Raw genomic sequence first — 20,678 nt, 5'->3', positions numbered from 1 at the left:
CGTTTAACTATTTGATAGAAAACAAAAGTATGAATTAAATACTAATTATCAGGAAAGGGGAAGATGCATGCAGCCTTTCTGATGAACATCATTTTACTGAATGATCTTCCGCAGCTCATTCATTGCATAAGCCGCTGTCATCTGTATATTCAAATACCGGTCATATCTTAACTGAAACTTCACAGCAACAGTTTCATGCGCACTACCTACGCCTACCCATACCGTACCCACAGGCTTCTCCGGCGTACCACCATCAGGCCCCATGATGCCGGATACGGTTATCACATAGTCAGTTTGTAAATGCGCCAGCGCTCCACGCACCATCTCCTTCACCACTGCTTCACTCACCGCTCCATTTGCCGCCAGTGTTTCAGGTTTTACTCCCAGTATACGGGTTTTGATTTCATTCGCATAGCTGATCACACTCCCTTTGTACCATGCGGAACTACCCGGCACCAGTGTTATACTATGTGCTATAAAGCCACCAGTACAGCTTTCAGCCGTACCCACGGTTTTACCTTTTTCCTTGAGCAACTGACCAATCACCTCTGCCATCGGTTGATCCTGGTCTGTCACCACGATGTCTGACAAAATATCTTTCAGCTGGTGAAACTGCATTGACAATGAAGCCGCTGTCGATAATTTATCTTGTCCATGTGCCGTAAGCCGCAATTTGATGGTGCCATACGAAGGCAGGTACGCCAGTTTGATATTAGCAGGCAACTGTGCTTCGAAATCCACCAAACGCTCGGCTACAAAAGACTCTCCCATTCCAGCTATGATCAGTGTCTGGTGCACGACCACCGGTGTCTGAAAATATTCTTTTAATCGTGGCAACACATGATCTTCCATCAGACCTTTCATCTCAAATGGAACACCCGGCATGGATACGAACACTTTTCCATCCTTCTCAAACCACATACCCGGTGCGGTTCCCCGCTTATTATGCAATACAGTACATACATCCGGCACCAGTGCCTGGTCCATATTACGTTGTAATGGAGGCAGTCCACGGCTTTCGAAGAACTCCATCACCTGTTTAAAAGTGGCTTCATCCCTCACCATTGTTCCACCAAAATATGCTGCCAGCGTAGGTTTGGTGATATCATCTGCGGTGGGGCCCAGGCCTCCCGTGATCAATACGATGGGCGACAGCGCGCTCTCGTCGTCCAATGCCTTTACGATGGCTTCCTTCACATCGCCAATCGCCACCCGGCGGTGCACCCATATACCCATGGCATTGAGTTGCTGCGCCATCCACGCCGAATTCGTATCTATCGTCTGTCCGATCAGTAATTCATCGCCAATAGTGATGATACTGGCTACTACCTTTTGCCCTTCCATAGTATTGTTATTATTACAGGCTATTCAAAAAAAGGCGCTAAAGCCTCCCGCATTACCGGAGGCAGGCCATATTTCGTTTTGGTGTCTGCATGTAAAAATACGAGTGTGGTCACCCCTACATTCAGCAACTCGCCCTTTTCGTTGTACAATTCTGAATGGAACCGGATCTTGTGATCTACGGGCATCTCCTTCAGTATAGTCTTCACGGTTATCAGGTCATCATAGTATGCCGGCCGTATGTACTTTACATTCAGCTCTGCCACTGGCATGATTACGCCTTCTTTTTCCAGCTGGGCGTATGTAAAGCCCAGTTTACGAATGGCTTCTGCACGTCCTACTTCATAATATAAGCCATAATTCCCGTAATAAAGGTACCCCATCTGGTCTGTCTCTCCATATCGTACCCTGATTTGCGTCGTCTCTATAAACATATCTTTTCTTTAACTTTCTCATTTACAGCACTTATTTACCAATTGCATTGTCCAGGCTGAACTTTCCCGGACCACTGAACAGGATCACCAGGAAAGGAACAAGGTACAATATAGCTGATTCCTGCTCTTTCAGTGACTGATGACCATGGATCATAAACAATGCCACACCCATCGTAACTATCACAGGCACAGTAGCTAAGCGGGTAAGAAGACCTATTACTACCAGTCCTGCACAGAACACCTCTGCAAATACTGCTAAGCCCAGGGAAATAGCGTGACCTATATGCAATGGATCAGGAAATGTATCCTTCATCCCCGAAAATCCTTTTAATTTAGAGAGCCCATGATTCCACAGCAACAGGGCGCCAAAGCCCACGCGCAGTAACAAAAGAGAGAAATTGATAGCACCATTGGATGCTTTGGAGGAAAACAGTTTGCTCATATGTCAAAAATGGTTTGATCTTTGCACAAATATAAATCTTTGATTTTTTGATAGTGTATGAAATTGGTGAAGTTGCATCTGCCTTCGGCAGAAGATATGGAATACAAGAACAGATCGGGAAGATCAAATTTGTATTTCCCTTCAGCAGAAGATGTTGAGTGTAAGGGGGAAGGGCTTTGAATCTGGCAGCACATCATTCCATGTTGTAATCTGCAAGGCTTACGCAGTTTATTAATTAAAAGCAATAACTATATTTGTCCCTGTTTTAGTTTCCCTGAAAGCATTATTTATTGATCCTTAACAGAAAATAATAACTGTAAGGGATTCGTTTAAAACGCATATTAAAGTTTATAACAGGTTAAAAGCATGCAATTCATAAAAAAGTTTCTTGTTCCCGGACATTTGTTTCTCTATCTGGCTACCTGCTGTATCCTGGCTACTTCGGTCGCCAACGCCCAGCAAACCCGCATCTACACGGAGCCGGATAAAGTCTTCAAAGACGCCCAACAACTTTTCCAACAGGAAAAATATGCGGTGGCCATGCAATTGTTCAGGCAAACACTTGATAATATCGGTTACTTCCAGGAGACCAGCCGTAGCCTCGTAAAAACAGACGCCCAATATTATTATACCGTCTGCGCCCTTAAACTGGGCAACGCCAACGCTGAAAAAGCTGCCCTGGAATACATTGCAACCTACAATAACAATGCAAGGGAACAACTCGTCAGCTATCAGCTGGCTAAATACTACTTTCACCAGAACAAACTGAAGGAAGCCATTCCCCTCTACGAAAAAGCAAACATCGAGAACCTCTCCAACAACGAAATAGCTGAAGCAAAGTTCGAACTCGCCTATTGCTACTTTAATGTGAAAGACTTCAAAAAGGCACAGCCACTGTTCCAGTCGATTAAAGAGCTTCCTGGTAAATACTACATTCCGGCTAACTACTACTACGGTTTCATCGCCTACTACAATCACCAGTATGCTGAAGCACTTACCAGCTTCCAACGTGTAGTAAAAGAACCAAAATACAGCACTGTCGTACCTTACTATATTGCCGAAATTTATTACTTCCAGCGTAAACCTGACCAGGTGATCGCTTATGCTGAACCACTCGTAAATGCAGGTGGTCAGTACTACGAAGCGGAACTGAAACAGTTACTGGGTCAGACTTACTTCGAAAAAGGTAACTATGCAAAAGCACTGCCTTACCTGCAGGAATACCAGGACAATGCAGAAGAAGTACGTAAAGAAGATATCTACCAGCTGTCTTTCAGTTACTACCAGACAGGTAACTACGCAAAAGCGATCAATGGTTTCAAACAACTGAGCAGCGAAAAAGACTCACTGGGTCAGAACTCTATGTACCTGCTGGGTGACTGTTACCTGAAAACAGGTCAGAAAGCCAACGCACGTAATGCCTTCGCCTTCTGTGCCCGCAACAGCGCTAACCCTGGCCAGCAGGAGATTTCCCGTTTCAACTACGGTAAACTCTCTTACGAACTCGGTTATGGCGACGTCGCTATCTCTGAACTCACCAGCTTCCTGAGCACATATCCGAATTCTGCTTACAAAAACGAAGCAAGAGAAGTACTGGTCAGCGCATTCCTCAACACCAATAACTACAAGGATGCGATGGCGGTCATTGACCAGATCCCTGACAAGAACCCTACTGTGCTGAAAGCGTATCAGAAAATCGCTTATGGCCGTGCGGTAGAACTGATCAACGACCAGCAATTGCAGGATGCTGACAAACTGCTGGACATTGCCATTAAGAATTCTTACGATAATAATGTCGTTCAACTGGCTCACTTCTGGAAAGCAGAAATCGCCATGCGGCAGAACAATACCGATGGTGCTATTACTCACCTGAATGCTTATCTGACCAGCAATGCACCTTCTTCTGGAGAAGCGAATCCGCAGACTGCAAGCTACAACATGGGTTATGCGCTCCTGAAAAAAGAAGATTATACCCGCGCCCTTCAGCACTTCGAAGCTGCGCAACGTACCACAGGACCTAATGCTGCCCGTATCACCAACGATGCTGCGCTTCGTGCTGCAGACTGTTACTACATGCTGAAAGATTATTCCAAAGCACTGTCCCTGTATGATCGTATCATTGCCGGCAACCAGCCTGGTTCTGACTACGCTACTTATCAGAAAAGTATCATCCTCGGTATTCAGGGTAACGCAAATGAAAAAGTGGCCCTGCTGAAACAACTGGGCGATAAATATCCTACCTCCGGTTTTGGTAACGACGCTGATCTGGAAATCGCCAATACTTATCTGGCAGAAGAAAAATATACTGAAGCCATTCCTTACCTGGAGAATGTGCTGAGCAAGCAGCCAAACGGCCCGAATGCACCAAGAGCATTGCTGAAACTGGGTCTCTGCTACTTTAACAGGGATGATGAGACCAAGGCACTCTCCTATTACCGCCAGGTGGTAGAAAAGTACCCTAACTCTCCTGAAGCAAACACCGCACTGGCCAGCATCAAAGACATCTATGTAGGCCAGGGTAAAACCGATGCTTACGTAGCATTGCTGAAATCTACCGGTCACTCTGTATCTACCAGTGCAGAAGATTCCCTGTCTTATGCTGCTGCTGAAGCTAAGTTCAGCACCGGCGATTGCACAGGTGCTACAGCAGCGTTCAACAGTTACATCCAGCGTTTTCCTGACGGTCAGTTCATACTGCCTGCTCAGTTCTACAAATCAGAATGCGCTTATAATAATAAAGATTACACTGGTGCATTGCCTGGTTATGAGTTTGTATTGTCTAAAAACGCCAGCCTCTATGCAGAACGCGCTGCACTGCAAGCTGCCAATATCAACTACTACCAGAATAAAAATTATGAGAAATCACGTACTTACTACCTGCAGTTACAAGACCTCTCTACCAGCAAGGAAAATACCTTCACTGCTACAAGAGGCCTGATCCGCACCAATTACCAACTGAAACACTGGGATGAAGTAGGTAACTACAGCGAATTACTGTTGTCCAGCTCCAATATCAGTACAGACGACCAAATCATCGGTCACTTCTACCTGGGTAGATCTCAGCAGGAACAAGGTCAGTACGACGAAGCGATGAAGGAACTGAAAATAGCTGCTGGTCTGACAAAATCAGAAACCGGCGCTGAAGCAAGATATAATATTGCGGTTTGCCTGTTGGCTAAAAACGACCTGCCTGCTGCTGAAAAAGCAGGCTTTGATGTGATAAAAAATACACCGGGGTATGAGATGTGGGTTGCAAAATCCTACATCCTGCTAGGTGATATCTACGCCCGTCAGAAAGACTATTTCAATGCCAAGGCGACTTACCAGAGTATTGCTGAAAACAGCTCTATCGCTGAGCTGAAAGCGGAAGCAAAAGATAAACTGGCGAAGACTGAAGCTGAAGAAAAAGCCGCATCAAAGATCAAATCCAATAAATAATTACGAACTACGACCATAGCATGAACTCATATATCAAACATATTCAACGGGTTTTAACAGTTACAGGCGCAGTAATGCTGGCACAGCAGGGTATTGCCCAGGACAAAAACCTGAAACAGGAAACGATTGATATCATTTCAAATTACCGCCCGAAACTGCGGGATGCGGCTAAACTGAACCTGACAGCCTCTCTGCCTGCTTCTGATACCACGCGTCCTAAATATCAGTACCAGGTACCTGCGCTGAACCTTTCCTTCCTTTATCAGCCAGTACCCCTGAAACCACTGGCTTTGGGTAAGGATACACTGGCCACCCTGCAGAACAACTTTATCAAAGCAGGTTATGGTAACCTGAGCACACCACTCATACAGGCTGGTTTTGGTAGTGGCAGACAGGATAAGTACAATTTCGGTATCTATGGTAACTACACTTCTTCCAAAGGGAGTATCAAAAACCAGGATTATAGTACACTCAATGTACTGGCATCCGGTACTTACTTCTCCCCCCTACTCGAAATCAATGGTAGTGTAGGTTATGATCGCAACCAGTTACATTATTATGGATATGACCATGCGGCCTACGACTATAGCAAGAGCGATGTAAAGCAGGCCTTCAACCAGTTCACCGCACAGGTGGGTGTGAAGAACAGGCCACAGAATGACTGGGCGTTTATGTTCCAGCCTTCTGCAAAGTTCATTTACTATAGCGATGCTTACAACCGCAAGGAGCCAACTGTGATACTGAAAGCACCCGTGAGCAAACAACTGTTCGAAGATATTTTCCTGCGTGTGGAAGGTGTGTTTGACCTCTCTTCTTTCAAAGCAAAAGACAGTGCACAGTTTAATAACAATGTTGTAGCAATTCATCCTGCACTGGAAATCATCAAACCAAGGTTTGTATTGCATGCAGGTGTGAACCCTACCTGGACTAACAGTAAGTTTTACCTGTTGCCAGACATCGTGAACGAGTCACACATCATTTACAAGAAAGTGATCCTGAGCAGTGGCTGGATTTCTTATATCAATAAGAACAGCTACCGCAATATGACCAATACGAATCCGTTCTTCACCAGCTATGGCAGCGGTATCCTGAATACCCGTGTGGAAGAGAAATACACAGGTATCAAAGGTACCCTGGGCAGCCACTTCAACTACAACACCAAGTTTGCCGCAGTGACCTGGTACAACATGCCACTGTTTGTAAATGACAGCCTGGATGGTAAGACTTTCTACACCAGGAACGAAGCTGAACTACGTGCTTTCAACCTGCATGGTGAAGTAGGTTATATCCAGGAAGAGAAGTTCCAGCTGCGTTTTACTGTAGACTGGTTCAATTATACCAAACAGAAGACGGAGGTGAAACCATGGGGACTGGTGCCATTCCAGACCGAAGCGTTTGCTCAATATACATTTGCCAGAAAACTGCACCTGAATGCAAATGCATTCTTCCTGGGCAGCAGCTATTACCTGGCAAACGGCGATTTCCAAAAGACCAAAAGCGGTTGGGACCTGAATGCAGGTGCCAGCTATGACATAGGCAAGAACTTCAACCTGTGGGTGAACGCCAATAATGTGTTCAATACCCGCTACCAGCGGTGGTATGGTTACAACACCTACGGTTTCAACATAGTAGGTGGTGTAATGGTTAAATTTTAAAATCGTACCATTGCAGTCTGTGAGGCTATCCTTCTCCCACGGGAAGGATAGCAAACACAGGCATATTTATTGATAGAGAGTCATTTTACAAAGGAATATCTTTTATAAAAATTGGTACTACAGCAATACATACAGGACACTTTGTTCCGGAAGGAACCTTGTATTCTCCCCAAAACAGGCATCTTTTCGGTGCAACATATTCCAGCACGTTATAATGTGACAACCAAGACACTTGAACCACCGCAAGAGGTGATCCGGTTCGAGGATACCTGGGGAGATGAAGAGCAACTGGTGAAATGGATTTCACAGAGAGAGCATCTGGTCAATAATATTGCCCGGATGAAGATGGAGAAATATGTGGAAGAGGTACAGGCCATGCTCAAATCGGGTCAGACCTTCGCTATTCCGGGCGTAGGACAGCTGAAAGCCGATATGGCGGGGCAGGTGATCTTTATAGCTGAATACCTGCCGATAGAGCTGGAAACCCTGATGGTACAACCTGTAATCAGGACAGACGTGAGTCACCGTGTAACGATCGGCGACAAGGAGTTTGTGAACAACCAGGTGGTGAACCACTTATCTGCTTCTTCAGAAAATGCAAAGCCCAATCCGGGATATACCGCAAATACAGATTATCCTCCTTATCCGGAGCCGGCGCAATCTTCCTTCCGCTGGTGGTGGGTGGCTATACCTGTAGCCGTTGTACTGGCCGCAGGCCTGGTATGGTGGCTGATAGCAAAGCAACCCCAGGAAAGCCAGGAGCCCGTGATCTCTGCAGACAGGAGTGCTCCTGTCACAGTAGATACCACACTCGTGCAGGATTCCACTACCCGTACAGACAGCAGTCAGCTACAGGCAGCGGCATCTGCTACGGCTACCAATAAAACATATTATGTGGTGGTGGAAGAATTTCACGACCTCAAGAAGGCCACCAAAAAGCTAAATTTTCATCATAAAAACGACCGGGGTTACGTAACGCTGCAAGCTGATTCCAATGATACCAGTTTTTACAGACTGTTAGTGCCTTTCAATACCCCATTGGCTGATACAACGAAGTCAAAAGATTCTATCCAGAAATTCTTTGGGGTACCTAAACGTCCTATTGTTTATTAGGACTTTATATCTCTTTTGCTACTATCTGTAATCCCTCTTCAAAACTGTGTGGGTGATAGCCCAATTCCTGTACGGCCTTATCAATCACGAAACCTGTCTTGGCAGGGCGCTTAGCTGGCTGTGTAAAGGTTTTGGCATCTACTTTTTCCAACAATTGTGAGTTTAACTGGAAGTAACCTGCTGTTTGCACAGCCATTTGGTAAGGAGTGAGTGTTTCACCACCAGAGATGTGGAAAATACCACCTGCCTTTTTATCGGCTACCAGTTTGCAACCAGCTGCCAGATCCTGTACCAGTGTAGGTGTACGCCATTGGTCATCTACCACTTTCAATTTCTTTCCCTGTTCCAGATTCGCTTTTACCCAGGTAATTATGTTACTACGCTTAGGATCTGCGGCTACACCGTATACCAATACTGTACGTACAATAGACCATTCCAGATGACTATTATGGACAAGCCTTTCTGCGGCTACTTTGGTAGCGCCATAGTAACTGAGGGGGTTCACGGCATCTTCTTCTGCATAAGGGCCTTGTAGGCCATCAAATACAAAGTCAGTGGAGAGAAAAATGAAAAAGCTTTTGGTTTTTTCTGCAGCCTGGATGAGGTAGCGGGTAGCGTTAACATTACAGTCCCAACAGGCATCTTTGTTTCTTTCGCAATCGTCTACCTGGGTCATGGCAGCCGCGTGGATAACGATATCTGGCTGATGCTTCTGTAGTAACTGATTAACACTGGAGGACTCTCTCAGGTTAACCGGCTCGTAAAGGTAACCTTCCTGTTTAGGGAGACGGTTAGCGCCCCTTCCGGTGGCGATGACTTCGTAGCGGGAATCCTGTAAAAAGAGGGGGATGAGGTGCTGGCCCAATAATCCGTTACTGCCTGTGATTAATACCTTCATATTTATGCCTTTTTCTAAAATTACGAAGAAAAGAGTTTGGTTAAAAAAAAACGCTGATGTCAGAGACATCAGCGTTTTATGAAAGAGGCCCAGGCCTTCCTTTAATTCTTAAAATGCATTCCCAGATTATACATTATAAAAGCCCATATATCCGCAGATTCCTCTATCAGCTTGCCTGTTGGCTTACCAGCTCCATGGCCTGCCTGCGTGTCTATACGTATAAGCGTTGGGTTAGGCCCTGCATTGTCCGCCTGTAGCGTAGCAGCGAATTTGAATGAGTGTGCAGGCACTACCCTGTCGTCATGATCCCCTGTAGTTACCATGGTAGCAGGGTAAGACGTACCTGGTTTCAGGTTGTGCAGTGGTGAGTATTTGATCAGGTATTTAAACTGGTCTTCCTTATCGCTGGTGCCATACTCCACACCCCATGCCCATCCGATGGTAAAGTGCTGGTAACGCAACATATCCAGCACTCCTACTGTAGGTATGGCTACCTTGAACAGATCCGGGCGTTGTGTCATCACCGCACCAATCAGCAATCCACCATTTGAACGGCCATGTACCGCCAGTTTGGAGGTATTGGTATATTTTTCTTTGATCAGGAACTCTGCAGCCCCGATAAAATCGTCAAATACATTCTGCTTCTTTTCGAACATACCTGCTTTGTGCCACTCCTCGCCGTACTCCGCACCACCACGCAGGGTTACCTGTGCATAGATACCACCCTGCTCCATAAAGAACAGATTAGATACGCTGAAACCCGGGGTGACCGGGATATTGAAACCACCATAACCATACAGCAATACAGGATTGTTCCCATCCAGTTTGATCCCCTTCTTATAGGAAAGGAACATAGGGATACGAGTACCATCTTTACTATTAAAGAATACCTGTTTGGTTTCATATTGGGAAGGATCGAATTTCAGTTCAGGTTTGAAATAGGTCGTAGACTTACCGGAAGCTATATCATATTTATATACCAGAGCCGGTGTCACATATGAATTAAAGGTGTAATAGAATTCCTTGTCTTCTTTTTTACCACCGAATCCACCTGCGGTACCTATACCCGGGAGTTTGATCTCCCTTTCCAGGTGACCGGCATAGTTTAACTGGTATACACGGTTGGCAGCATCCTGCAGGTAGGTAGCAAAGAGTTTTCCACCACCGGTACCCACATGCATGAGGGTTTCCTTGCGTTCAGGAATGATCAGTGTACGGGGACCCTCTGGATTTTTGGTATCGATCAGCTCTACTTTATAATTAGGTGCGCCCTCGTTAGTGATCACAAATAGCTTATCGCCGTCATTGTCTATTACATTTGGCTCATGATCGAAGCCTTTGATCAATAATTTGAACGTCTTTTGGTCAGGATTTTTCATGTCCCAGAACCATATCTCATTGCCGGAAGTCCCTTCTGACGCGTTTAGGAGCACGAATCGCTCATCTTCGGTAACAGTTGCCTGAAAATTGCGAAGTGGGTGATCTGAATCAGCGTGGATCAGTACATCCTTATCCTGAGAAGTGCCTACCTTGTGATAGTAAACTTTATGGAATTCGTTCTTTTTGGAGAGTTTGCTGGATTCGGTAGGTTCGTCATAGCGGCTATAGTAAAAACCATCTCCTCTCCATGAAAGACCACTGAACTTGAGCCAGTTCAGGCTATCCGGGAGCAAAGTTTTGGTAGCTACGTCCATAATATGGGCCTGTTGCCAGTCAGAACCAGCCTTTGCAATTAAATAGGCGGCATATTTTCCATCTTTGGAAAACTGTACGGTGCCTAAAGCTGTTGTACCATCGGCGGAGAGTTTATTCGGGTCGATGAAGACTTCGGGAGTAGCGCCCGGGGTGGTAGACTGCCTGTAAAGTACAGACTGGTTCTGTAAACCATCATTTTTATAGAAGTACAAATAGTTACCTCTATGATCCGGTGCACCAGTTTTTGGATAATTCCATAACACTTCCAGACGATTTTTTATAGCGTCGCGGAAAGGTATCTTTGCAAGATAATCCTGGGTGACTGCGTTTTGTTCTTTCACCCATGCTTTGGTTTCCGGGCTGTTATCGTCCTCGAGCCAGCGGTATGGGTCGGCAATAGTGGTACCATGGTAGTTATCTGTCACTTCGGTCTTCCGGGTTTGCGGATAAACGAGGCCTGGCTGTTGAGATTGGGCTTGAGCTGTTGTCATAGTCGTAAGCAGCAATGAGGAATTAATAAAAGTGAAAATAAAAGCAGGTAGACGTTGCATTATTGCATTTAAATTATACATATGTATATTTTTTTAAAAAAATACTCTATTGGTTAACTGAAATTGAAAATTTTCTTTAATTCATCAGAATACTATTAGAAAGAATATCCAAAATGTTATTTTTGTGCGCCAATTAAATATTTTTCCGGCAATTTAACCATAAGGAATGTGATAATCAGGAAAAGAAGAGGACTTGCGGAAAGAGATTGTTAGAATATTCGGGATATACCACTATGACACATTTGGGGTATAAACTGGGCGAGAACAGGTTCAACGTCGGGAATTCCCACATAAAACAACGTAGAGAGGGAAATATAACATAACTATGAAAAAAGTTAACAACATTGCGGTCCTTACATCAGGCGGAGACGCGCCGGGCATGAATGCTGCCGTTCGTGCGGTTGTAAGAACGGGAATTTACAATCAGCTGAATGTTTTTGGTGTCATGTATGGTTACAGGGGAATGTTGAAGAACGAAATCTTTCCTTTGGAGTCTAAATCTGTTGCCAACATTATACAACGCGGTGGTACAATCCTAAAAACGGCCCGTTGTAAAGAGTTTTACGAAGCCGAAGGCCGTAAAAAGGCATACGAAAATTTAAAGAAACACAACATCGACGGAATAGTAGTGATCGGTGGCGATGGTTCTTTCAATGGTGCGTACAAGTTGAGCCAGGAATTTGACATTCCATGCATTGGCCTGCCAGGCACAATTGACAAAGACATTGCCGGTTCTGATTTTACCATCGGATTTGATACAGCTGTGAATACTGCGGTAGATGCGATTGATAAAATCCGTGATACAGCAGATGCGCACGACCGTTTATTTATCATAGAAGTGATGGGGCGCGATGCTGGTTATATTGCCCTTCACAGTGGTATTTCCACTGGTGCTGAGCACATTATGACTCCTGAGCACATTATTGATGTACAGGACATTATCTTGGAACTGCAGGCTAACGAACGCCGCAAGAAATTAGTTAACATCATCGTAGTAGCAGAAGGTTCTGCTGCTGGTGGTGCAGAAGCGGTAGCACGCCAGATTAAGGAGCAATGTCCTCAACTGGATACCCGCGTAACCATCCTCGGACATATACAACGTGGTGGTAGCCCAACCTGCCAGGACCGTATCCTGGCCAGCCGTATGGGTTATGCAGCTGTTGAGGCGCTGTTGAATGGCACTTCCAATGTTATGGTAGGAATTGTAAACAACAAAATCCAATATACACCTCTGGAACAGGCCATCAAAGCCAAAGAGCATATCGATCCGGAATGGTTTAAAATTGTAAAAATACTTGCGAGTTAAAATAAGAGCTATGAGTACACAAGATATATCTAAACACAAAACGAAGATAGTTGCCACAGTAGGACCGGCATGCGACACTTACGAAAAATTACTGGCACTGGTAAAGGCTGGCGTAAACGTGTTCCGTCTGAACTTTTCACATGGCTCTCACGAGGACAAGCTGCGCATCATTGGTTACATTCGCCAGATTAACGAAGTTGAATCTTTCAATGTTGCCATCCTGGCTGACTTGCAAGGTCCTAAACTGCGTGTAGGTGAAATCGCTAACAATGCACTGCCACTGACTCCGGGTATGATCCTGACTTTCGTAAACGAGAAGGTAGTTGGTACCGCTGAAAGAATATACGTATCTTATGCAGACCTGCATAAAGATGTAAAACCAGGCCAGAAAATCCTGCTGGATGACGGTAAGATCGAAACTGTAGTAAAAGAAATCACTGCTGCAGGTGAAATCAAAGCTGAAGTTACCCTGCCAGGCGTTCTGTCTTCCAAGAAAGGTTTCAACCTGCCAGATACCAAAGTATCTCTGCCAGCACTGACTCCTAAAGATGTGGAAGATCTGGAATTCATCATCGACCACGACTGTGACTGGGTTGCCCTGTCATTTGTAAGAGATGCTGCTGACCTGCAACTGATCCGCAAACGTCTGAAAGAACGTAACTCCAAGATCAAGGTTATCTCTAAGATCGAAAAGCCTGAGGCTATCGCAAATCTGAAAGAGATCATCTGGGAAAGCGACGGCGTAATGATCGCCCGTGGTGACCTGGGTGTGGAACTGCCTGTTGAGCAGATCCCAATGATCCAGAAAGATATTATCCGTAAATGTATTCATCGTGCTAAGCCGGTAATCGTGGCTACCCAGATGATGGAATCCATGATCGACCGTACCCGCCCTAACCGTAGCGAAATCACTGACGTAGCTAACGCAGTACTGGAAGGTGCTGATGCCGTAATGCTGAGTGGTGAAACGGCAACTGGTCAGTTCCCTGAACTGGTAATCCAGACTATGCGTAAAATCATCGGTGAAGTAGAAAAAGAAGAAATCATCTACAACCGTAACCTGATCCCTCACCGTCATTCTCCTACCTTCATCAGCGATGCACTGTGTTACAATGCATGTAAAATGGCTGAAGACCTGGAAGCTAATGCACTGGTTGGTATGACCCAGAGTGGTTACACCGGCTTTATGCTGAGCAGCTACCGTCCACGCTCTCCACTGTTCGTATTTACTAAAGAGAAATCTTTAGTGAATCAGCTGAGCCTTAGCTGGGGTGTACGCGCCTTCTATTATAAGGAAGAAATTGGTCTGGATAACATTATCAATGACCAGATCAGCATCCTGAAAGATAAAGGGTATCTGAAAACTGATGATATTGTGGTAAATACCGGTTCTACGCCTGTAGCAGAACATTTACCTACAAATACTATTAAAGTATCCAAAGTACAATAAGCTATTTTGTATAAAAACAGGAACGGCTCCCTTCGGGAGCCGTTCCTGTTTTAGGGAGATTTTATTTTAAAAATCCAATACAATTCTAGTAAATAAACGCATACCATTCACACCCATCTGCACCGGATCCCAGGCACCACCTGCTTCGCCATCAAAAGCTGACAGCTTCGCCCCTTTCACATAGCCTAAATCAGGATGTACATTAAATACGTTATCCACACCTACAAACCAGTTGATATGCCTGTTGAATTTATAACCTGCATATACATCCGTCACTACCTTTCCCCTGTACACAAATAATTCAGGCACTGTCTTGCCACCTTCATCCAGTTCTACGATCGGGTTGATACCTGTACCAGCCAGGTCGCCGGAATAACCGTAACCATACAGTTCTACCTTGCCATAATAAGTGAGGTGTGAACCAAAGCTGATTTTATTAACACCATATTCCAGGTTCAGACCCATTTTCACCGGTGGTGCAGAAGCTTTTACAAAGCGTTGCTCACGGTCGCTGAAGAAGGATTGACGGTGTACATACGTGTCATTTAATTTGGCAGGTACATTGATATTGTCGATGGTCATGTGCTGGACATTGCCTGTGAATAATCCACGGAAATGATGATTGCTCCAGCGTTTATTATAATCAACGACAAGGTCTACCCCATAGTTGGAAGTGTTCACCGCATTTGCAAAGAACTGTGCGTTGTCGATGTGTAATTCGTTTAGCGTATTGTATACTGCTGCATCCAGCGTGGTATCGCTGGCGCTGAACTGACCGGAGAGAACGATACGGTCTTTTACTTTTACATAGTATCCATCCAGGGTTACGGTCAGTATTGGCAATGGTTTCCAGGTGAACCCAAGACTGGCGTTGATGGACTTTTCCTGTTTCAGATCAGGGATGCCTGCAGCTCTTGTAATCGCGTTGTAGTTAGGTGCGATCTTCACTTCGGTGATCGTGCCACCCTGTACGTTGGTGTATTGGGAACTGTAGTTGATTTGCTGTAAGGAAGGCGCTCTGAAACCAGTACTAACTGATGCACGGATGTTGAAATCGTTCGTGATTTTGTAACGGGTAGCCAGTTTGTAATTGGCGGTGAAGCCGAAGTCAGAATAATTTTCTGCCCTGATGGCGGCGCCTACCAGCCATTTACTGGTCACATCCAGTTCTGCATCTACATAGGCAGCGATATTGCTACGATTGGCCACTACCTCATCGCTGGGGCGATAGCCAGGGAAACCCTGGGAACCGGTGGCTTTATAAAAAGTGGGATCGTAATTGGTGTAAGAGGCTTCTTCGCCTGCGTAGATGCTATACCTTTCGTAACGGTATTCTGCACCAAATGCGAGGTTCAAATTTGAGACCGCTTTGGTGAAAGTTACATTCGAGGTGTTCTGTAAAAAGGAGAACCCTCCATCGTCAAAGTGGGTAGGAGAGTTTGCACCCAAAGAAGCATTGAAAGTTTTATCTCCATAGAAGTGGAAATTGTTTCTGCCCAGGGTATTGCTCACATCCCAGGTCCAGCCTTCTCCAAATTCACCTTTTACTCCTACAGCAGCAGAGATGTCACTGACATGGGTCTGGATGTGGGGATCGAAAATGGTGTCGCCCGGTACGGCATACATAATGTCTTTATGGAAGATCAGGTTCCCGTTATCATCAGTAGGAAAACGATCCGGATGCCCGCTGAAAGAACGGGAATAGGCAAATGCATCGGAGCTCTTATAGTTATATCCACCAAATGCATAGAGGGTGGTATTGCCTGTACCAAAAGGCACTTCCAGGTTGATCATGCCACCTCCATTTACACGGGAGCCATCGCCGGCACCTCTTCTCACACTGTTCACAGGCAGCCCATCTTTGTGACTCAGGTTCGTATCGAGGTTCTGCCTGTAGGTTTTACCCTGGATGAGGAAGTTGCCCGAAAAGTTGAGAAACCCGCCGTTTTTATCCAAAGGAAGGCCATAGCTGAGGCCCAGGGTACCGGTATTCCCATCGATGGGTACACCGTACTGGTATTGGGATTGTTTACGGCCAAACCAGGTATTGTACTTATGGTCATAATAACCGGCATAACCTGCGGTCACATTGAGGTGGTTCACATCTTTTTTGAGGATGAGGTTGATCACCCCTGCAATGGCATCGGAGCCATATTGGGCAGAGGCACCGTCGCGAAGAATTTCGACCCTGTCGATGGCAGCTTCGGGGATGGCATTGAGGTCAGTGCCTGAATTACCACGGCCACGGGTACCGTATACGGCTACGAAGGCTGTCTGGTGACGTCTTTTACCATTTACAAGCACTAAGGTCTGATCAGGTCCAAGGCCCCTGAGGGTGGCGAGGTCGATCATATCAGCACCATCACTCCCACTTTGTTTGTTGTAGTTCAGGGAGGGAGCGGCCATGTTCAGGACGGCGGTGAGATCTGTTTTGGCAGTAGACTGGGATGCCTGGGCAATGGGTATGACATCGACGGGAACAGGCGTTTCCGTTCTGGCACGCCCCGTACCCCGGCTACCTACGAGTACGATCTGGTTGAGCTCCGAGACGGCGGAGACCAGTTTTACATCGATCACAGAGCGCCCATTGACGGAAAGGGCCTGTGGGGTGAAACCGATGGCACTTACTTCCAGTACATCATTGGCTTTGGCCTCGATGGTGTATTCACCGGACTTGTTGGTTAAACTGCCGGAGTTACTGAGTCTGACCCTTACGGTGATTCCTTCTAGTGGGGCACCGGTTGTGGCATCTGTTACTTTTCCGGTTATTTTCTGTTGGGCGCTGGCTACAGTCAGGCAAAGGCATAGTATTGCCATACAGTACACGATCTTGGTTGACATATTTACAGGTTTGGGTGATTAATTTAAATATACCCAATTTGTCGCATACTATTACTACTCACATAATTATGAGTATTTTTGAGTACCAATCGCTTTAGTCAATCGACTTATATCTGATATGAATTTAATCAGACAGGCAGAACAACAAATTTTCGCAGACTTCATCCAGGTAGAGAATGTCCCCGAAATTATGCATTCCTATATTGTTCCCCATGCAAGAAGAACGGTATACGGCAATGCCCGCGTATTTGTATTTAAGCAATTGCTGGAAGCAACTCCTTTTCGTGTATGGCAGCATCACGTAATCACTTCACAGGTGACAGATATTCATCCCCATGTAGATCATCCTGGTTTGCACCTGGCTGTTACGCTTTCTTCGCTCAATGTGCATTCTGCCATGCGTGGCGGAATACCAGAGCATGTGCAACAGGGAGATCTGAATTTATTTTATGTAACGCATGAAGAGAAAGCAGTGTCTATACATCCAGGTACGCATTGTTTTTTAAACATTGAATTCGGTGAAGCACAACTACCATTATTTGCGGAACCTACATTTATTGAACAAACCATCCTACCTGCCATAGCTGAGAATCTACATGGTGGTGTAATTAATGCAGCACCTGTAGCACTGGATGCATATGCTTCGTTGCTACTTGAACAGATACGAAATCCATTGGGGTGTAATGAATATGCACGTAGCAGGTATATCAGCAAACAATGTGAATTATTGTTAGTGCATTTCTTTGCACAGTTACAATATCCGCCATTGGAATATCAACCATTGACGAACGAAGATATCAATAGTATTGATAGTGCGAAAGCATATATCAAAGCGAATACAATTGGTGTGCAAATTTCGGAATTGTGTGAGTTGTTTGATATCTCTGAGGAGAAATTACAATATGGATTCAGACATTTATATGGCACCAGCGTAGATGCATTCGTCATCTTATGGCGACTGGAAAAAGCGGCGGCATTATTAACATTGCCGGAGATTGATTTGCAGCTGGTGGCAGATGAAACAGGGTATAGCCATGTAGCTGCATTTGTGAATAGTTTTACCCGGTACTATAATTGCGCTCCTGATCAGTTCAAGCAATTATAATCCTTACTTTTATCAAAACTTTATTCACATGAGTACCTTTAAGAGTATTAACCCATATACACAGGAAACCATTGCTGAATATACAGCGCACACAGCATCAGAACTGGAAGAGAAACTTGTTAAAGGTCATCAGGCATATCAGGCATTGAAGCAGACTTCACTGGAGCAGCGTGGTGCCTGGATGCAAAAACTCGCGGATGTGCTGAAAGAGAAAGCCGATGAACACGCTGCGATCATCACCCGGGAAATGGGAAAAACACTAAAAGAAGCAAAAGCTGAAGTATTAAAATGCGCAACCTCTGCTGAATATTATGTACAAAATATTGGTAGCATGCTGGCCTCAAAAATCATCAAATCTGATGGGCAGCAGAGCTATGTGGCATATGAGCCAAAAGGTATAATTCTGGCTATTATGCCGTGGAATTTCCCTTACTGGCAGGTGTTCCGTTTTGCCATTCCTAATATTCTTGCCGGCAATGCAGGTATACTCAAGCATGCCAGCAATGTAAGCGGTTGTGCACTGGCCATTGAGCAGGTATTTTTAGAAGCTGGCTTCCCCGAAGGCGTATTTCAAACCGTGCTGGTGAATTCCAAACATATAGAACCACTGATTGCCGACGATCGTGTACAGGGTGTGACCCTCACAGGTAGTACTGCTGCAGGTCAGAGCGTAGCCGGGCTGGCAGGAAAATATATTAAAAAGACGGTATTGGAACTGGGGGGCAGCGATCCCTTCATCGTGTTGAAAGATGCAAACCTGGAAGAGGCAGCACGTACAGCTGTGAAGGCCCGTTTTCAGAACGCCGGTCAGTCCTGCATCGCTGCAAAGCGCTGGATTGTAGACCAGGCAATAGCTGACGCATTTACAGAACAGGTGACCACACTCATACAGCAAATGAGCCAGGGAGATCCTACCTTGCAGAAAATTGACATGGGGCCAATGGCCCGTCCGGATCTGGCAACGGAGTTAGGACATCAGTTACATCAGAGCATAGAACAGGGTGCGAAACTGATCACAGGGGGGCAGCGTTCGGGTGCGAATTTCGCTCCTACCCTGCTCAGCGGTGTAAAACCAGGCATGACAGCCTTTGACGAAGAAACATTCGGCCCACTGGCTGTTATCATTCAGGCTGATAATGAACAACATGCTGTTGCACTGGCGAACCAGACGCCCTATGGGCTGGGGGCTTCTCTCTGGACCAGCGACCTCGATAAAGCGAGAAAACTGGCTGTACAGATCGATAGCGGCAATGTATTTATCAATGCCATGGTGCGCTCAGATGCCCGTCTGCCTTTTGGGGGCGTAAAACAGTCGGGATATGGCAGGGAACTTTCCCTGGAAGGCACACATGAATTTTTGAATGTTAAAACGGTTTACATAGCTTAGCACCCTGAAACAACGGAATCGATAAACAGGCAACAGCATCTAAACTAAATGACACGGAACAACTACGCTCCCTATATCACGATTGCCCGTGAAGCATGGGCAAATAAAAGTGATGAACTCATGGAACACCTGATCAAAGATCTGGATAAGCTACATGGGTTAAATGAGCCGCTAACAAAGGAAGAGGTTACACAAATATACGTGCCGCTGTCACGATTGTTAAATCTGTACGTAACAGCTGCGCAGGAACTGCATGCAACAACGAATACCTTTTTGGGAAGCAAGGTGACTAAAGTGCCTTATATTATTGGAATTGCAGGAAGTGTGGCGGTTGGGAAAAGTACTACAGCGCGTGTATTGCAATGGTTGCTGGCTGCGTTTCCCAATCATCCGAGAGTCGCGTTGGTAACGACAGATGGTTTTCTATATCCGAACAGGGTATTGGAACAGAGAGGGATTATGAATAGAAAGGGGTTTCCGGAGAGTTATGATATCAGGAGGCTGGTACAGTTTCTGGCGAATCTGAAATCAGGGAAAGAAAAGGTGGCTGCGCCGCTGTATAGTCATTTGGAATATGATGTGCTGGCGAATGAAATGCAGTGGGTAGAATCGCCGGATATTGTGATTGTAGAGGGAGTGAATGTGTTGCAGGTGAGGCCGAGGCCACTGGGGTCACCGGAGCCAAGTATATTCGTATCGGACTTTTTTGACTTTTCTATTTTTGTGGATGCAGAAGATAAGGATTTGGAGCAATGGTATATAGAGCGGTTTAAATCATTGAGGACGACGGCGTTTGCGAATCCGGAGTCTTATTTTCACAGATATGCACATTTGACAGATGTGGAGTCAGAAGAGATTGCGAGGAAGATATGGAATGAGATCAATAAGCCGAATCTGGTGCAGAATATATTACCGACAAGGTTTAGGGCGAGTTTGATATTGGAGAAGGGGAATCATCATTTTGTACAGTCGTTGAAGTTAAGAAAGACTTAAAACTTGCAGGCTGTTTTTTAATTGTTGGG

14 protein-coding genes are annotated in these 20,678 nt (G+C 45.5%); 8 read left to right on the top strand and 6 right to left on the bottom strand.

Annotated elements, in window-relative coordinates; all coding sequences use genetic code 11:
- Positions 1–93: 93 nt before the first annotated feature.
- From SIO70_RS12590 to SIO70_RS12580, 3 genes are read right to left on the bottom strand one after another with little or no spacing between them, the layout of a single operon-like run.
- Positions 94–1,344: a CinA family nicotinamide mononucleotide deamidase-related protein gene (locus tag SIO70_RS12590; protein WP_320581204.1), complete on the bottom strand. Its 1,251-nt coding sequence runs from the start codon at positions 1,342–1,344 to the stop codon at positions 94–96.
- 20 nt (positions 1,345–1,364) lie between these two features.
- On the bottom strand, positions 1,365–1,775 hold the full coding sequence (locus tag SIO70_RS12585) for an acyl-CoA thioesterase (RefSeq protein WP_083720362.1): 411 nt from the start codon (positions 1,773–1,775) through the stop codon (positions 1,365–1,367).
- A 31-nt stretch (positions 1,776–1,806) separates the two neighbouring features.
- A complete protein-coding gene (locus tag SIO70_RS12580) occupies positions 1,807–2,217 on the bottom strand; it encodes a DoxX family protein (protein WP_320581203.1) in 411 nt (136 codons plus the stop codon).
- Positions 2,218–2,583: 366 nt separating this feature from the next.
- Between SIO70_RS12580 and SIO70_RS12575 the strand changes: the two genes are divergently transcribed.
- From SIO70_RS12575 to SIO70_RS12565, 3 genes are all read left to right on the top strand, one after another.
- Positions 2,584–5,655, top strand: coding sequence for a tetratricopeptide repeat protein (locus SIO70_RS12575; protein WP_320581202.1), 3,072 nt, complete (start codon positions 2,584–2,586; stop codon positions 5,653–5,655).
- A 20-nt stretch (positions 5,656–5,675) separates the two neighbouring features.
- Positions 5,676–7,310, top strand: a complete 1,635-nt coding sequence (locus SIO70_RS12570) for a hypothetical protein (protein ID WP_320581201.1) — start codon at positions 5,676–5,678, stop codon at positions 7,308–7,310.
- 111 nt (positions 7,311–7,421) lie between these two features.
- Positions 7,422–8,423, top strand: coding sequence for a hypothetical protein (locus tag SIO70_RS12565; protein ID WP_320581200.1), 1,002 nt, complete (start codon positions 7,422–7,424; stop codon positions 8,421–8,423).
- Positions 8,424–8,427: 4 nt separating this feature from the next.
- Here SIO70_RS12565 and SIO70_RS12560 read toward each other — a convergent pair whose 3' ends face one another.
- Both SIO70_RS12560 and SIO70_RS12555 read right to left on the bottom strand, forming a co-directional pair.
- A complete protein-coding gene (locus SIO70_RS12560; protein WP_320581199.1) occupies positions 8,428–9,321 on the bottom strand; it encodes an SDR family oxidoreductase in 894 nt (297 codons plus the stop codon).
- Between the two features lie 101 nt (positions 9,322–9,422).
- Positions 9,423–11,567, bottom strand: a complete 2,145-nt coding sequence (locus tag SIO70_RS12555; protein WP_320581198.1) for a prolyl oligopeptidase family serine peptidase — start codon at positions 11,565–11,567, stop codon at positions 9,423–9,425.
- A 325-nt stretch (positions 11,568–11,892) separates the two neighbouring features.
- Here SIO70_RS12555 and pfkA point away from each other — a divergent pair, with 325 nt between their 5' ends.
- Together pfkA and pyk are read left to right on the top strand one after the other, a co-directional pair.
- Positions 11,893–12,873 carry a 6-phosphofructokinase gene (gene pfkA, locus SIO70_RS12550; RefSeq protein ID WP_083720367.1) on the top strand — a complete coding sequence of 327 codons (981 nt, stop codon included), beginning with the start codon at positions 11,893–11,895 and terminating at the stop codon, positions 12,871–12,873.
- A 10-nt stretch (positions 12,874–12,883) separates the two neighbouring features.
- Positions 12,884–14,323, top strand: coding sequence for a pyruvate kinase (pyk, locus tag SIO70_RS12545; RefSeq protein ID WP_320581197.1), 1,440 nt, complete (start codon positions 12,884–12,886; stop codon positions 14,321–14,323).
- A 66-nt stretch (positions 14,324–14,389) separates the two neighbouring features.
- On the opposite strand, the gene SIO70_RS12540 is transcribed toward pyk, so the two are convergent.
- The gene (locus SIO70_RS12540) at positions 14,390–17,164 is read right to left on the bottom strand and encodes a TonB-dependent receptor domain-containing protein (RefSeq protein ID WP_320581196.1); all 2,775 of its coding nucleotides are present in this window, start codon (positions 17,162–17,164) and stop codon (positions 14,390–14,392) included.
- 118 nt (positions 17,165–17,282) lie between these two features.
- Between SIO70_RS12540 and SIO70_RS12535 the strand changes: the two genes are divergently transcribed.
- Genes SIO70_RS12535 through coaA form a run of 3 tightly spaced genes read left to right on the top strand, consistent with a single transcriptional unit; the run spans position 17,283 to position 20,649 of the window.
- On the top strand, positions 17,283–18,269 hold the full coding sequence (locus tag SIO70_RS12535; protein WP_320581195.1) for a helix-turn-helix domain-containing protein: 987 nt from the start codon (positions 17,283–17,285) through the stop codon (positions 18,267–18,269).
- Positions 18,270–18,297: 28 nt separating this feature from the next.
- Positions 18,298–19,656: an NAD-dependent succinate-semialdehyde dehydrogenase gene (locus SIO70_RS12530; protein ID WP_320581194.1), complete on the top strand. Its 1,359-nt coding sequence runs from the start codon at positions 18,298–18,300 to the stop codon at positions 19,654–19,656.
- 48 nt (positions 19,657–19,704) lie between these two features.
- Positions 19,705–20,649, top strand: coding sequence for a type I pantothenate kinase (gene coaA, locus SIO70_RS12525; protein ID WP_320581193.1), 945 nt, complete (start codon positions 19,705–19,707; stop codon positions 20,647–20,649).
- The last annotated feature ends 29 nt before the right edge of the window (positions 20,650–20,678 follow it).

The organism is Chitinophaga sancti (genome assembly GCF_034087045.1).
GTDB lineage: Bacteria > Bacteroidota > Bacteroidia > Chitinophagales > Chitinophagaceae > Chitinophaga > Chitinophaga sancti_B.
Note: the sequence above shows the minus strand (reverse complement) of the source record. Positions and strands in the feature narration are given on the sequence as shown.